The 13,544-nt window shown below is 76.9% G+C and carries 15 protein-coding genes; 5 read left to right on the top strand and 10 right to left on the bottom strand.

Annotation, left to right across the window (positions count from 1 at the left end; genetic code table 11):
* Nucleotides 1-93: 93 nt before the first annotated feature.
* From C5N14_RS17100 to C5N14_RS17075, 6 genes are read right to left on the bottom strand one after another with little or no spacing between them, the layout of a single operon-like run.
* A complete protein-coding gene (locus tag C5N14_RS17100; protein ID WP_117669097.1) occupies nucleotides 94-1,185 on the bottom strand; it encodes an LLM class flavin-dependent oxidoreductase in 1,092 nt (363 codons plus the stop codon).
* Complete coding sequence (locus tag C5N14_RS17095) at nucleotides 1,182-2,102, bottom strand: ABC transporter substrate-binding protein (protein ID WP_117669096.1); 921 nt, start codon at nucleotides 2,100-2,102, stop codon at nucleotides 1,182-1,184. Before C5N14_RS17095 ends, C5N14_RS17100 begins: the two co-directional genes overlap by 4 nt.
* A gap of 1 nt (nucleotide 2,103) precedes the next feature.
* Entirely contained in the window at nucleotides 2,104-2,889 is a 786-nt protein-coding gene (locus C5N14_RS17090) for an ABC transporter ATP-binding protein (RefSeq protein WP_243639694.1), read from the bottom strand.
* On the bottom strand, nucleotides 2,886-3,794 hold the full coding sequence (locus tag C5N14_RS17085) for an ABC transporter permease (RefSeq protein ID WP_207892767.1): 909 nt from the start codon (nucleotides 3,792-3,794) through the stop codon (nucleotides 2,886-2,888). Before C5N14_RS17085 ends, C5N14_RS17090 begins: the two co-directional genes overlap by 4 nt.
* A 2-nt stretch (nucleotides 3,795-3,796) precedes the next feature.
* A complete protein-coding gene (locus C5N14_RS17080) occupies nucleotides 3,797-4,837 on the bottom strand; it encodes an ABC transporter substrate-binding protein (protein ID WP_117669095.1) in 1,041 nt (346 codons plus the stop codon).
* 1 nt (nucleotide 4,838) lies between these two features.
* Nucleotides 4,839-5,906: an ABC transporter substrate-binding protein gene (locus tag C5N14_RS17075; RefSeq protein WP_117669094.1), complete on the bottom strand. Its 1,068-nt coding sequence runs from the start codon at nucleotides 5,904-5,906 to the stop codon at nucleotides 4,839-4,841.
* A 478-nt stretch (nucleotides 5,907-6,384) separates the two neighbouring features.
* Between C5N14_RS17075 and C5N14_RS17070 the strand changes: the two genes are divergently transcribed.
* Nucleotides 6,385-6,720, top strand: coding sequence for a YciI family protein (locus C5N14_RS17070; RefSeq protein ID WP_117669093.1), 336 nt, complete (start codon nucleotides 6,385-6,387; stop codon nucleotides 6,718-6,720).
* Entirely contained in the window at nucleotides 6,717-8,057 is a 1,341-nt protein-coding gene (locus C5N14_RS17065) for an RNA polymerase sigma factor (protein WP_117669092.1), read from the top strand. The genes C5N14_RS17070 and C5N14_RS17065 overlap by 4 nt, the downstream gene beginning before the upstream one ends.
* A 126-nt stretch (nucleotides 8,058-8,183) precedes the next feature.
* Here the strand turns inward: C5N14_RS17065 and C5N14_RS17060 are convergent, their stop codons facing one another.
* From C5N14_RS17060 to C5N14_RS17050, 3 genes are read right to left on the bottom strand one after another with little or no spacing between them, the layout of a single operon-like run.
* Nucleotides 8,184-8,483, bottom strand: a complete 300-nt coding sequence (locus C5N14_RS17060) for a BON domain-containing protein (RefSeq protein ID WP_117669091.1) — start codon at nucleotides 8,481-8,483, stop codon at nucleotides 8,184-8,186.
* Between the two features lie 38 nt (nucleotides 8,484-8,521).
* Nucleotides 8,522-8,791: a GlsB/YeaQ/YmgE family stress response membrane protein gene (locus C5N14_RS17055; RefSeq protein ID WP_117669090.1), complete on the bottom strand. Its 270-nt coding sequence runs from the start codon at nucleotides 8,789-8,791 to the stop codon at nucleotides 8,522-8,524.
* Between the two features lie 31 nt (nucleotides 8,792-8,822).
* Nucleotides 8,823-9,269 carry an STAS domain-containing protein gene (locus tag C5N14_RS17050; protein WP_243639692.1) on the bottom strand — a complete coding sequence of 149 codons (447 nt, stop codon included), beginning with the start codon at nucleotides 9,267-9,269 and terminating at the stop codon, nucleotides 8,823-8,825.
* 152 nt (nucleotides 9,270-9,421) lie between these two features.
* On the opposite strand from C5N14_RS17050, the gene C5N14_RS17045 reads away from it, so the two are divergent.
* From C5N14_RS17045 to C5N14_RS17035, 3 genes are all read left to right on the top strand, one after another.
* A complete protein-coding gene (locus C5N14_RS17045; RefSeq protein WP_117669088.1) occupies nucleotides 9,422-10,108 on the top strand; it encodes a response regulator transcription factor in 687 nt (228 codons plus the stop codon).
* Nucleotides 10,105-11,484, top strand: a complete 1,380-nt coding sequence (locus tag C5N14_RS17040; protein ID WP_117669087.1) for a HAMP domain-containing sensor histidine kinase — start codon at nucleotides 10,105-10,107, stop codon at nucleotides 11,482-11,484. The genes C5N14_RS17045 and C5N14_RS17040 overlap by 4 nt, the downstream gene beginning before the upstream one ends.
* A gap of 74 nt (nucleotides 11,485-11,558) precedes the next feature.
* Nucleotides 11,559-12,140 carry a GerMN domain-containing protein gene (locus C5N14_RS17035; protein ID WP_117669157.1) on the top strand — a complete coding sequence of 194 codons (582 nt, stop codon included), beginning with the start codon at nucleotides 11,559-11,561 and terminating at the stop codon, nucleotides 12,138-12,140.
* Between the two features lie 27 nt (nucleotides 12,141-12,167).
* Here the strand turns inward: C5N14_RS17035 and C5N14_RS17030 are convergent, their stop codons facing one another.
* Nucleotides 12,168-13,442 carry an ROK family transcriptional regulator gene (locus C5N14_RS17030; protein ID WP_117669156.1) on the bottom strand — a complete coding sequence of 425 codons (1,275 nt, stop codon included), beginning with the start codon at nucleotides 13,440-13,442 and terminating at the stop codon, nucleotides 12,168-12,170.
* Between the last annotated feature and the right edge of the window lie 102 nt (nucleotides 13,443-13,544).

Below are 13,544 nucleotides of genomic sequence, written 5' to 3'. Positions count from 1 at the left end.
TCGGGGTCCGGGCCGGGCTGACCGGCACCCCTGTCCGGCTCTGCCGCCGCCCGGTCGCCGGGGTGGCCGCCGGCCGGGCGGCGCCGCCCCGGTTCACGACCGGTCAGGTCGGATCCCCAGCGCGGGCAGCACGGTCTCCGCCACCCGGTACGCCTCCTCCAGCAGCGGGTTGCCGGAGAGGATGAAGGTGTCCACGCCGAGGGACCGGAACTCCTCCAGCCGCTCGACCACCTGCCGGGTGCTGCCCACCACGGCGGTGCCCGGGCCGGGCCGGAACAGCCCCATTCCCGGCCACAGGTTGGGGTACGTCTCCAGCTCCCGGGCCTTCGCCGGCACCCGCCCGCCGTGCTGGCGGAACTGCCGCTGCCAGCCCACCCCGTCGTCGTCGCCGTGCGCGGCGAGCTGCCGGGCGTACGTCTCGCGGCTGGTGACGTCGAGCAGGTGGTCGGCGGCGGCCCACGCCTCGTCCTCGGTGTCCCGGACGATCAGGTGCAGCCGCAGCCCCAGCCGCAGGGTGCGCCCGTGCGCGAAGGCCCGCTCGCGGACCCGGCCCAGCTTCTCGGCGAGCTGGGCGGGCGACTCGCCCCAGGTCAGGTACACGTCCACGTGCTCGGCGGCCAGCTCGATGCCGGCCGGCGACGAGCCGCCGAACCACAGCGGGATGCCACCCTTCTGCACCGGCGGCAGGTCCCGCAGGTCCGCGCCGGCGCCCGGCAGGTCGTAGAACTCGCCCTTGTGGTCGAAGACCTCCCCGGCGGTGAGCCGCCGGACGACCTGCCAGTACTCGGCGCTGAGCCGGTAGCGCTCGTCGTGCTCCAGGTGCAGGCCGTAGCGGCGCAGCGTGTCGGTGGAGCCGTTGACCACGTTGAACCGCAGGCGCGGGCCGAACAGGTGGTCGAAGGTGAGCGCGGACTTCGCCAGCAGGGTCGGGGAGATCAGCCCGGGGTGCACCGCCAGCAGCGGCTTGAAGGCCGGGCTGGTCGCCGCCGCCAGGGCGCTGCCCAGTGGCCACACGTCGTACTGGTCGGTGGCCAGCAGCGCCCCGGTGTAGCCGAGCCGGTCCACGGCCGCGGCCAGGTGTTGCAGGTAGCCCAGGTCGACCGGCCGCCGCCCGGCCGGCTCCCACGGGTAACGGCCCTCCCGGGGGATGACGTACCACAGGACCTCGGTGCCCGCGCCGCTCATCGCGCACCCGCCGCGGCCACCGCGGCGAGCGCCGCGTCGACCAGCGGGGCGAGCGCCGGCACCCGGGCGTCGGCCACGGTGATCGGCCGGTCGAGGTACCCCGCCTCGACGAAGATGTCCGCCGCCTCCTGCTGCTCGGCGACGAAGGCGTCGGGGACGCTCTCCAACCGCCAGGGCAGCCCGGCCAGGGCGGTGTGCCAGTCGGCCGCCTCGCCGCCCAGCTCGGCGGCGGCGTGGGCGGCGGCCTCGTCGAGGTGGGCGGCCACCCAGTCGTCGGCCCGTTGCAGCGCGCCGACGAGCGCCGCGACCACCTCCGGTCGCCGCCGCGCGAGGTCCCGCCGGGTGAAGAAGACCGACCGGTCGGAGATCACCGACCCGGTCGCCACCAGGACGCGTACGCCCCCGGCGCGCCGGGCCGCGGCCAGCTCGGCCTCCTGGGCGACCCAGCCGGCGATCTCCCCGGCCGCCAGGCGTTCCGCCGGCGGGGTCGGGTCGTCGGTGGGCCGCCGCGCCACGATGTCGGAGTAGGACAGTCCGGCGTCGTGCAGCGCCTTGGCCAGCAGGTGCGTCTGCCACGACCCGACCCCGAACACCACGGTCCGGCCGGCGAGGTCGGCCACCGTCCGGACCGGACCGTCGGCGGCGACCAGCAGCGCGCCGTGCTCGGGGCGCGGGGCGGACACCGCGACGTACACGATGTCGTGGCCCTGGGCCTGCCCGGTCAGCGGCGGTGTGGAGCCGGTGCCGCCGAGGTCGATGAGGCCGTCGGCGAGCAGCCGGGCGGTGTTCGTGCCGTCGGTGTACCGGTGCCAGGCCACCGTCTCGCCCAGCGGCGCGAGCGCCTGCTCGGCCAGGCCGAGCCGGGACAGGTGGTACAGCGACGGGTTGCTGCGGTGCACTCCGATGGTGATGCTCATGTCAGTTCTCCTCGGGATCGGTCGGGTCGGTCTCCGTGCCAAGGCGGCGGACGCCCAGGTCGACGAGGAGCCGGTCGCGCAGGGCGCGGAAGGCCGGGTCGGCGGCGTCGCGGGGGCGGGGCACGGTGACCCGCTCGTCGCGGACCAGCACGCCGCCGCGCAGGACCGCGACCCGGTCGGCGAGCCGGATCGCCTCGTCGACGTCGTGGGTGACCAGCAGTACGGCCGGGCGGTGCGCGGCGCACAGCTCACCGACCAGGTCCTGCATGCGCAGCCGGGTCAGCGCGTCGAGGGCGGCGAAGGGCTCGTCCAGCAGCAGCAGCTCCGGCTCGCGGACCAGCGCCCGGGCCAGCGCCACCCGCTGCGCCTCGCCCCCGGACAGCGTCGCCGGCCAGGCCCGGGCGTGGCCGGCGAGGCCGACCTCGGCCAGGGCCCGCAGGCCGACCGCGCGGGCGGCCCCGCCGCGCGGCATGGCGACGGTGACGTTGGCCAGCACCCGCTTGTTGGGCACCAGCCGGGGCTCCTGGAACACGATGGTCCGCCGCCGAGGCACCAGCACGGTGCCGGCGTCGGGGCGGTCCAGCGCGCCGAGGATACGCAGCAGGGTGGTCTTGCCGGTGCCGCTCGCGCCGAGCAGCGCGAAGAACTCGCCCCGGGGCACGTCCAGGTCGAGGCCGTCGAGGACGGCCCGGTCGCCGAAGACCCGCCGCAGTCCGCGGACGTGGATCGCCGGGGCCGGCCCGATGCCGGTCGCCGCGCCGGCCGGTGCGGCCACGCCGGCGCTCACCGGGTCCGCCCCGCCCGCCGCCACGGCATCAGCAGCCACTCCAGGGCGCGCACCGCCGCGTCGGCGGCGAGCCCCAGCAGGCCGTAGATGATGATGCAGAGCGCCAGGATGTCGGTGCGGGCGTAGTTCTGCGCCTGGGTCATCAGGTACCCGATGCCGGCGGTGGCGTTGATCTCCTCGGCGGCGATCAGCGCGATGACGCTGAGGGTCATCGACAGCCGCAGGCCGACGAGCAGCGCGGGCAGGGCGCCGGGGAGGACGACCTCCCGGACCAGCCGCCACCGGCCCATCCCGAACGACCGCATCGCCTCGACCGTCTTCGGGTCCACGGTGCGTACCCCGCTGGACGCGTTGACGTACATCGGGAAGGTGGTGGCGACGGCGATCAGAATGATCTTGGCGCTCTCGGTGATGCCGAACCAGACCATGAACAGCGGCACCAGGGCGAGGAACGGCACCGTGCGCAGCACCTGCACGGTCGAGTCGATCAGCTCGTCGCCGAGCCGGGTCAGTCCGGTGGTCACGCCGAGCACCAGCCCGGCGGCCAGGCCGCAGGCCAGCCCCAGCGCCGAGCGGGTCAGCGAGGTGGTGAGCGCGTCGGGGAGCTGGCCGTTGCCCCACAGCTCGCCGACCGCCCGCAGCACCTGACCGGGGGAGGCGAGCAGCGACGGCCTGAGCAGGCCGGTCGCCGAGGCCGCGTACCAGGCGAGCAGCAGCGCGACCGGGCCGAGCGCGCGCAGGGCGGTGGCGGCCCACCGGGGTCGCTCGCGGCGACGGCGCACCGGCGGCTCGGCCAGCCCGGCCGCCCGGGCGGCGGCGGTGGCGTCGGCCCGGGTGGGGTGGGGCCGGGCGGCGCCGGTTGGGCCGGTGCCGGCCCGACCGGGCGCGGTGGGTGCCGTGGTCACGGTCACGCCCCGCCCGCCGGCAGCTTCGCCACGTCCAGCACGTGGGCGGCGACGTCCACCTTCTTCGGGGTCACCCCGGCGTCGACGAAGAACCGGGCCACCGTGTCGAAGCGGGCCAGCAGGTCGGCGCCGATCGGCTCGACCGGCGAACTCTGCCGGGCGAAGTCGATGGTGATCTCCCGGGCCCGGCCGCCGACGGACTGTGGGCCGGCGGCGGTGAAGACGTTCACGAACGGCGCCGGGTCCGCCCGGTACGCGGCCCCCTTGTCCCGCAGGTACGTGTACAGCGCGCGGACCACCTCGGGGTGCTCGGTGGCGAACGCGCTGCGCACCGCCCACACGGTGGCGTTGTCCGAGCCGAGCGTGCGGCCGTCGACCAACAACCGGGCGCCGCCGGCGAGCGCGGACACCACGTACGTGCTCCAGCTCGCCCAGGCGTCCACCTGGCCCGACTCGAACGCCGGCGCGGACTGGTCGGGGCGCAGGTAGACCCGCTCCACCCGGTCGACGGGCACGTTCGCGGTGGCCAGCGCCCGCAGCAGCAGGTATTCGCCGGTGCCGCCCTGGTTGACGGCCACCTTCCGCCCGGCGAGGTCGGCCACGCTGCGGATCGGGGAGTCGCCCCTGACCAGGATGCCCTCGCCGACCGGGTCGGGCTGGGCGGCGGCGAACAGGGTGAGGCCGGGGCTGCCGGCGAGCGCGCCGACGGCCGAGGTGATCGACCCGAGGGCGACGTCGAGCTGGTCGGCGTTGATCGCCTGCGCCGCCGGGGCGAACGGGCCGGAGCTGCCGGTCCACGCCACCCGGGCGCCGGCCGTGCGCAGCGCCGCGTCGAGCGAGCCGTCCTTCTTGCCCAGGGCGAGCACGCCCGCGTTGCCCGGATCGGGGATGCGCACCTCGATCGTGCGTCCGCCGGCGGCGTCGGCCGGCTCGCCGGACGTGCCGCAACCGGCGACGCCCACCAGGGCGGCGACCAGGCCGGCGGCGGTGGCGACGGTCAGGAAGCGCGGGCGGGTACGGCGAGGTGTCGGTGCTGTGCTCATCTCATTCTCCTGTGCGGTCCGCCGGCGCGGGAGCGGCGCTCCCGGTCGGTGCGGGGTTCTGCCGGCGACGGGCGACCAGCTCGTGGGCGCGTCGCAGCGGTTCGGGATCGGCCCAGCCGCGCACGTCCACGGGCGCGGCGAGGAAGTCGTGTGTGCGCAGGAAGCGCTCCTGCGCGGCGAGCAGGCCGAGCCGCTGCTCGGACAGGTCGAGGTGCAGGCCGAGGTGCTGACCGGCGCGGTACGCCCCGGCCACCCCCGCCGCGCCGGCGCCGGTCTCGGCGGACAGGATCCGGCCGACGTCGGTGGGATGGACGGCGGCCCAGTCGGCGGCCTCGACCAGCACGGCGAGGAACCGGTCGACCACGTCGGGGCGGTGCTCCAGCAGCCAACCGGCCACGGTGACCGGCCGGGGCGTGCCGTTGTTGATCCGGCTCCGCTGGTCGGGTTCGTCGTCCAGCTCGATGCCGACCTCGACGCCGTACCGGCGCGCCGACTCGACGGCGAGGGCCCCCTTGGCGTACACGGCGTCGACGTCGCCGCGGACGAGCGCGGCCAGCTCCGCCTCCCACTGGCCGGGGTGCTCCGGGCCCGCCGGCACGTCCACCGGGAGCGCGTCGGCCAGCCGCAGCCCGGCGACGCCGAGCATCCCGGCGAATCCGCGCAGCGCCATCGCCGCCCAGAAGTCGACGGCGATCGGGTGCCGGGGCACCGCGAGCCGCCGGCCGCGCAGCTCGGCGGGGGAGCGGGGACCGTCGCCGGGCCGGACCAGGATCACCTGGCGCTCCTCGATCCAGGTCAGGCCGATCAGCCGGGTGTCCGCGCCGCGCGAGCGGGCCCACAGCGCCGGGATGTTGCCGCCCTCCCGGATCAGGGTGCGGTGCTCGTGGGTGAAGTGCCGCTCGTCGAGCCCCTTCCCGCGGCCGTCCTGGTAGGAACGCACCCGGATCCCGTCGGCGGCGAACTCGGCGCCGAGGGTGCCCCGGTCGGCGGCGATCCCGGTGGCGGTGGGCACCGGGCAGCGGGTGAACCACAGCTCGTCGAGGCGGACGGCGGCCGGGGCAGTGGACATGGTTGTTCTCCGGTTCTGGCAGGCAGGCGGGGATCCGGCGCGGGGCGGCCACCGGTCGGCGGCCGGGGCGCGCGGCGGGAACGCGCGGGCCGACGGCGGGCCGGGTCGGGGTGCGCGCGGGGGGTGGTGCGGGCGGGGCGGGTGCCGGCGTCAGCGACAGCTGCCGAACAGCCCGTGGTCGACGTACCGCCGGGCGGTCAGCGCGGGCCCACGCAGGGCGGCGGGGACGGCGGCCGTGGCCGTCGGCTCACATGTCATCGGCGGCACCCCTTCCGGCTTTCCCTATCAACCCTACGTGTCTTGTAGGAATTCCTGTGGAGTAGCGTGGCACGGGTGCGGCCGGAAGGCAAGACGCTTCCACCATGCGGTAGCTCACGTCGTGGCTGGTGCGGCCCGATAATTCGTGGGCGGGTCCCGGTCCGGATCCGGGTCAGCCGTTCGTCACCCTGGTGACAGCCCGACACCGAGGAGCACAGCCGTGAAGTTCATGATGTTCGTCTGCACCGACGCCGAGCCCGACACCGACCCGACCGCCCAACCCGACATCGACGCGTGGGTCGCCGAGAACGACGGCCGGGGCCGGCGGGTGCGGGGCAACGTGCTGGCCCCGACGTCGGCGGCCACCACGGTCCGGGTCCGCAACGGCGAGCTGCTGCTCTCCGACGGCCCGTTCGCCGAGACCAAGGAGGTGATCGTGGGTTACGACCTGCTCGACTGCGCCGACCTGGACGAGGCGGTCGAGGTCGCCCGCACCCACCCGATGGCGCGCGCCGGGCGGATCGAGCTGCGGCCGTTCGCCGACGGCGAGCAGTGACCCACGCGCACCCGGCCGAGGTGGCCCGGGCCGCCTCGGCCGCGTGCGCCGACTCGTACGCCCGGATCGTCGCCGCGCTGATCCGGGTCACCGGCGACTGGACCCTGGCCGAGGACTGCGCCCAGGAGGCGCTGGCGCTCGCCCTGCACCGCTGGCCCGCCGAGGGGGTGCCGGCCAACCCGGGCGGCTGGCTGATGACCGTGGCCCGCAACCGGGCGGTCGACGTGCTGCGCCGCGCGGCCGTCGAGCGCCGCAAGCTGCGCGAGCTGGCGTTGCTCCAGCTCGCCGACGAGGGTCGGGCCGGCGGGTCGGGCGGCGAGGAGGAGGTCGTGGACGACCGGCTGCGGCTGGTGTTCACCTGCTGCCACCCGGCGCTGGCGATCGAGGCGCGGGTGGCGTTGACGCTGCGCACGGTCTGCGGGGTGCCGACCGCCGACATCGCCCGGGCGTTCCTGGTCGGCGAGTCGACCATGACCCGGCGGCTGACCCGGGCCAAGGCCCGGATCGCCGCGGCCGGCATCCCGTACCGGGTGCCGACCGGGCCGGCCCTCGCCGAGCGGCTGCCGGGCGTCCTGGCCGTGCTCTACCTGCTGTTCACCCGGGGGTACGACGCCGACGGCGAGCCCGCCTTCGCCGACGAGGCGATCCGGCTGGCCCGGCTGCTGGAGCGGCTGATGCCCGGCCGCTGCGAGGTCGCCGGCCTGCTGGCCCTGTTCCTGTTCCAGAACTCCCGGCGCGAGGCCCGCCGGGACGTCGACGGCAACCTGGTCCCCCTGGCCGAGCAGGACCGCCGCCGCTGGGACCACGCGGCGATCGCCGAGGGGGTCGCGGTGCTGGCCCGGGTCGACGGGGACGGCCCGTACGCGGCGCAGGCCCGCATCGCCGCCTGCCACGCCACCGCCGCGTCCGCGGCGGCCACCGACTGGCCGGCGATCGCCGCGGCGTACGACCGGCTCGCCGGCCTGCACCCCTCGCCGGTGGTGGCGCTGAACCGGGCCGTCGCGCACGGCTACGCGCACGGGCCGGCCGCCGGGCTGGCGCTGCTCGTCGAGGCCCGCACCGGCGGGGCGCTGGACGACCACCCGCTCGCCGTGGCCGCGGAGGCCGACCTCACCGCCCGGCGTGGCGACGCCGGCCGGGCCGCCGGCCTGTTCCGGCGGGCCGCCGCGATGTCCCGCCCCGGGCCCCAGCGCCGGGCCCTGCTCGACCGCGCCACGGCGCTGGCCCCTGCGCCCGGCCGGGGGACACCGGCCGGCGTCCCCGGGCGGTCGGACCCGGCACCCGACCCGCCGGATCCCCGCGCCGGTTCGGACTCGGCGGCCCACCCGGGCGGCTGACCTGGCCGGCCCGGCGGCGCGCCGCCGCCGCGGGGCCCGCAGCGCTGGCGCCGGCGCTGCGGGCCCCGCGTGTGACGCCCGGCCGGGCCGCCGCGGTCGGGCGGGCGGCGGCGCGGGGGCTCGTGGTCACCGGCGTGGGCGACGCGGCTCGGCCAGCCGCAGGGCGTTGCAGACGTCGACGACGTCGGTGACCGTCCAGGCCAGCTCCCCGGCGATGCGGCGGGCCCGCGGATCGGCGACGATCCCGGTGAGGATGACGACCCGGTTCTGCACGCTGACGGTGACCGGCTCGTGGCGGACGGCCGGGTCGCCGCCGAGCCGTCGGGCGACGGCGGCGGCGAGCCGGGTGTCCTCCTGCGGTGGCTCGGGCCCGTCGGGGTCGGCGGTCCAGAAGTGGTCGTCGGGGGACGGCCAGGGAATGACCACGGGGGATGGTCCCTTCTCGGTGCGCGGTGTCGGGGTGCCTAGGCGGAGCCGGAGCGGCCGGCGGTGGCCGCCACCAGGACGACGCCGACCCCGGCCAGCCCGACCTGCACGAGCAGGTCCTGGAACCGGAAGCCGGTCCCGGCCACGCCGACGAGGCGGGCGAGGATGGTGCCGAGCAGGGCGGCGACCACGCCGACGACCAGGGTGAGCCAGCACGGCGCGGTCTGCCGTCCGGGGACGACGAGCCGGCCGAGGGCCCCGACGACGAGTCCGACGAGAAGGGCGCTGACGAGCCCGGTGACGGTCACGGTTGCTCCTGGGCGTGGAGGGTGCGGTGGCTCAACGCGGCCCTCCGGCCGACGCCGCGCCGGGCAGTCCCCGCACCGGCACGGCCGCCCGGCCGGCGGGCGTCGACCCCGCCCGGTCGGGCCCCGGCGCGGGGGACCCGTCGGACCGGTCGGCGCCCGGCGTGCGGCCGGCGACGATCGGCAGGACCTGGTCCAGGCGGGCGGACTGCAGGATGCGCCAGATGCGCGGGTTCGGGTCACGTACGGTGAGCACCGCGTCGGCGCGGGTGAGTCGCCGGTGCACGTCGAGCAGCAGCCCGATCGCGGCGGCGTCGATGTGCCGGCAGCCGGACAGGTCGACCACGACCTGGGCGGGGCGCAGGGCGAGCAGCCGGTCGAACACGGCGCCGGTCTCCGGCAGGCAGGCCAGGTCGAACTCGGTCACGGCCACCTCGACCAGGGGAATCGTGCACTCCCGGCGTGCCAGCGGCGTCGTCACGGCCGTACCCCTTCCGTCGCGGACCCGAACGCCCACCACCGTGCCGGCCGGGGTTGGCGGGCACCACGCGGACGTGTGACAGTTGCGTGACAAATCCGCCATCCGCAGGACACGGTTGGCCGCCGGCGTACGGCCTTGGGGATGATTCCGGTATGACGTCCGTACTGGTGATCGAGGACGACGACCGGATCCGGCTGGCGCTGCTGCTCGCGTTGGAGGACGAGGGCTACGACGCCCACGGCGCGGCCACGGCCGAGGAGGGGTTGCGCGCCCAGCGCCGGGACCCGGCCGACTACGTCCTGGTCGACCTGATGCTGCCGGGCCTGGACGGCTTCGAGTGCATCCGCCACCTGCGCCGCGACGACGACGTGCCGATCGTGGTGGTCAGCGCCCGCGACGACACCCACGACATCGTGGCCGCCCTGGAGGCCGGCGCCGACGACTACGTCGTCAAGCCCGTGGCGATCAAGGAGTTGACCGCCCGGCTGCGCGCCCTGCGCCGGCGCGCCCGCGCCGTCGTCCCGGCGGTGGCCGAACCGGTGCTGGTGCTGACCTTCGGCGACCTGGAGGTCAGCCCCGAGGCGGGGGAGGTGCGCCGGGCCGGGCACCGGGTGCCGGTGACCCGCACCGAGTTCCGGCTGTTGTGCGAGCTGGCCGAGCACGCCGGCCGGGTGCTGTCCCGCCAGCAACTGCTGCAACGGGTCTGGGGGTACGACACCGGCGACGAGCGGCTGGTCGACGTGCACGTCGGCCGGCTGCGGCAGAAGATCGAACCGGACCCGGCCAACCCCGAGCACCTGGTGACCCTGCGCGGGCTCGGCTACAAGCTGCAACGATGACCGGCCCCCGCCCGCCCGCGCGGCGTCGCCTCGGCCTGCGTGCCCGGGTCACCGCGGCGTTCGCCGCCGGGGCCCTGCTGCTGGCCGCCTCGATGGCGCTGGTCTCGTACGAGCTGACCCGCCGGTCCCTGCTGGACGAACGGGAGCACACCGCCGTGCGGGCCGCGTACTTCGACGCCGCCGTGGTGCGCAACGGCCTGGACACCGACGAGCCGGACGTGGTGGAGGTGCTGCGCTCGCTGGACACCGGCGGCAGCCGCCGGGCGCTGCTGAACCTCGACGGCGACTGGCACGCCCGCACCGCCGACGTCGGGCTCACCGCCGCCGTCCCCGAGGCGCTGCAACGGCTCGTCGGCGCCGGGGAGCCGGCCGTGCAGCGGGTCCGCGTCGACGGTCAGGCCGCCCTGCTGGTCGGGGTGCCGCTGTCCGGCTCGGCGACGTACTACGAGGTCAACTCGCTGGGCGAGCTGGAACGGACGTTCCAGGCGCTGGCCCTGACCCTGACCGCCGTGGCCATCATGGTGGCCGGCTCCGGCGCGGCGCTGGGCTGGTACGCCACCCGGCACGGCCTGCGTCCGCTGACCGCGGTCGCCAACGCCGCGGAGAAGATCGCCGCCGGTGAGCTGACCGCCCGCCTCGACCCGGCCACCGACCCCGACCTCACCCGGCTGTCCACCTCGTTCAACCACATGGTCGACCAGTTGGCCCGCCGGATCGACCGGGACCGCCGGTTCGCCGCCGACGTCAGCCACGAACTGCGCTCGCCGTTGCAGACCCTCGCCGCGGCGGCCAGCGTCCTGCAACGGCGGCGGGAGCACCACGACGAGCGCACCGCCACCGCCGCCGGTCTCGTCGCCGACGAGATCGAGCGCTTTCAGCGGCTGGTCAACGACCTGATCGACCTGGCCCGTAGCGACCAGCCCGCCCACCGTGCCCCGGTCGACGTGGCGGAGTTGGCCCGGCGGGCCTGCGTCGAGCGGGACCTGCCGGCCTCGCTGGTGCGACTGACGGCGGGCACGCCACGGACGTGGCAGGTGGAGCAGCGGCGCGTCGCGCAGGTGCTGGTGAACCTGCTCGACAACGCGGCCCGCTACGGGGCCGGTCCGGTCGCGCTGCGGCTGTCGCGCGACGGCGACGCCGGCGTGATCGAGGTGGACGACGACGGCCCGGGGGTGCGAATGGAGGATCGGGAGGCCATCTTCGACCGTTTCGTCCGGGGCCGGGCCGCCCACGCCCGAGGCACCGGCGACGGCACCGGCCTCGGCCTGGCCCTGGTCGCCCAGCACGCCACCGCCCACGGCGGGCGGGCCGGCGTGGGTGACCGCCCCGGCGGGGGTGCCCGGTTCCACGTCACCCTGCCCGGGAGCCTGCCGTGACCCGCCTCGCCGGAGCCCGCGCCGGAGCGCCCGCCGTGGGCGGCGACCGGGGCGGGGGAACCGGCCGCGCCGGGCTGCCGGGGCTCGCCCGGCGTGGCGTCGTCCCGGCCCTCCTGGCCGGGCTGCTCGTCCTGGCGTCCGCCTGCGGGGTGCCCGCCGAGGATCGGCCCCGGGCGGTCGAGGTCCCGCCCGGGCCGTTCCCGTCCCCGGCGACCGCCGGCAGTACCGCCCCGACCGGCCGGGTCACCCAGACGCTGTGCTTCGTCCGGGACGACCGGCTGGTGCCGGTGCTCCGCCGCGTCGACCGCGCGCCCGGCGCCGACGCCCAACTGCGCGACCTGCTCGCCGGCCCCACCGCTGTCGAGCGGGACGTCGGGCTGACCAGCGCGTTGCCGGGGGCGATGAGCGCCGCCGTCGCGGACGTCGTGGGCGGCCTGGCCCGGGTGACGGTCGGCCAGACCGGCGACGACACCGGCCGCAGCGACGAGGTCCTGGCGTTCGGGCAGATCGTCTGCACCCTCGCCGCCCGCGACGACGTCACCACCGTGTCGTTCCTGCGCGGCGGCCGACCCCTCGGGGTGCCCCGGGCGGACGGCTCGCTCTCCGCCCAGCCGCTGACGGCCGCCGACTACCTCTCCCTGACCGCCGTCCGCTGACGGGCCGGCCGTCCGGGTTCGACCTGCTCAGTGGGTGGGCAACCGGCCACTCTCGACGGTGCTCAGCGCGGCGGTCGCGCCGCCGAGCGCCGCCGCCGCGCCGCCCAGGGTGGACGCCTCCAGCCGGCACCCGCCGGCCTCCGGCGCGAGGGTCCGGGCGGCGAGTTCGACCTGGGCCGCGGGCAGCAGCCACGGCCCCAGCGCCGCGTAGTGGCCGCCGACCAGCACCGCCTCGGGGTTGACCACGTTGGCCAGCAGGGCCACCCCGTGCCCGAGGTGGCGGCCGATCTCGGCCAGGCCGGCCCGCACGGTCGGGTCGTCCTGCCCGGCCAGCGCCCGGATCCGGTCGAGCTCCGGCAGGAAGTCGGTGACCGGCCCGTCCCCGGCGGTGTCGGGCAGCAGCCGGCGTACCACCGCGGGCAGCCCGGTCAGTGCCTCCAGGCAGCCGGCCTGCCCGCAGGTGCAGGCGGGGCCGGCCGGGTCGAGGGTCAGGTGCCCGACCTCGCCGGCGAAGCCCCGCCCGCCGCGCAGCAGTCGCCCGTCGGCGATCACTCCGGCGCCGATCCCGGCGCCGCCGGTGAGGTGGACCAGGTTGGCCGCCCCGGCGTGGGCGCCGTGCCGCTGCTCGGCCAGGGCGGCGAGGTTCGCCTCGTTGTCCGCCGTGACGGCGAACTCCGGGTCGCGCAGCGCGGCGCGCAGCGCGGCGGCGAGGGGGACCTCGCGCCAGCCGAGCGCGGGCGACAGCGGCACGCAGCCGGCCGTGTCGACCAGGCCGGGCACGCCGACGGTGAGGCCGAGTACGACCCGCCCCTGGCCGGTGATCCGGGCGACGGCCCGGCGGGCCAGCGCGGCCAGGGCGCGGACCGCCTCGTCCGGCGGCGACAGGGGGGCGGCGAAGGCGCGACGCCAGGTGAGCAGCCGGTTGCCGCCGAGGTCGACCGCGACCGCCACCAGTTCGTCGGCGCCGATCTGTAGACCCAGGGCGGCGTACGGCTCGCCGTCGAGCACGAGCATGGTTGCCGGCCGGCCGACCCGGTGCTCGGTCAGGCCGGTCTCGCGCAGCAGCCGGCGGTCGATCAGCTCGGTGACCAGGCTGGAGACGGTGGCCTTGTTGAGCCCGGTGCGCGCCGCGATGTCGGCCCGGGAGCAGGGAGCGTGCACCCGCACGTGCCGCAGCACCACGGCCCGGTTGGCGACCCGCACGTCGCCGAGGTCGGTCGGCTGCGGGTCGTTCTGCACGCTGATCAACTTCTGCCCGCTCCCTGCGCTGCCGGTGCGATCCCGGTCGGTCCGCGCGTCCATCATCGCGCACCGCGGAGCCCCGCCGGAGCGCCCCGCGCCGCGCCGGTGGGGCGGGCGCCGCTCCCTTGTGGGTCGGATCACCGTCGATCAGTTTGTTCGCTA

The sequence above is a fragment of the Micromonospora sp. MW-13 genome (assembly GCF_003434305.1).
In the GTDB taxonomy this organism is placed as follows: domain Bacteria; phylum Actinomycetota; class Actinomycetes; order Mycobacteriales; family Micromonosporaceae; genus Micromonospora.
Note: the sequence above shows the minus strand (reverse complement) of the source record. Positions and strands in the feature narration are given on the sequence as shown.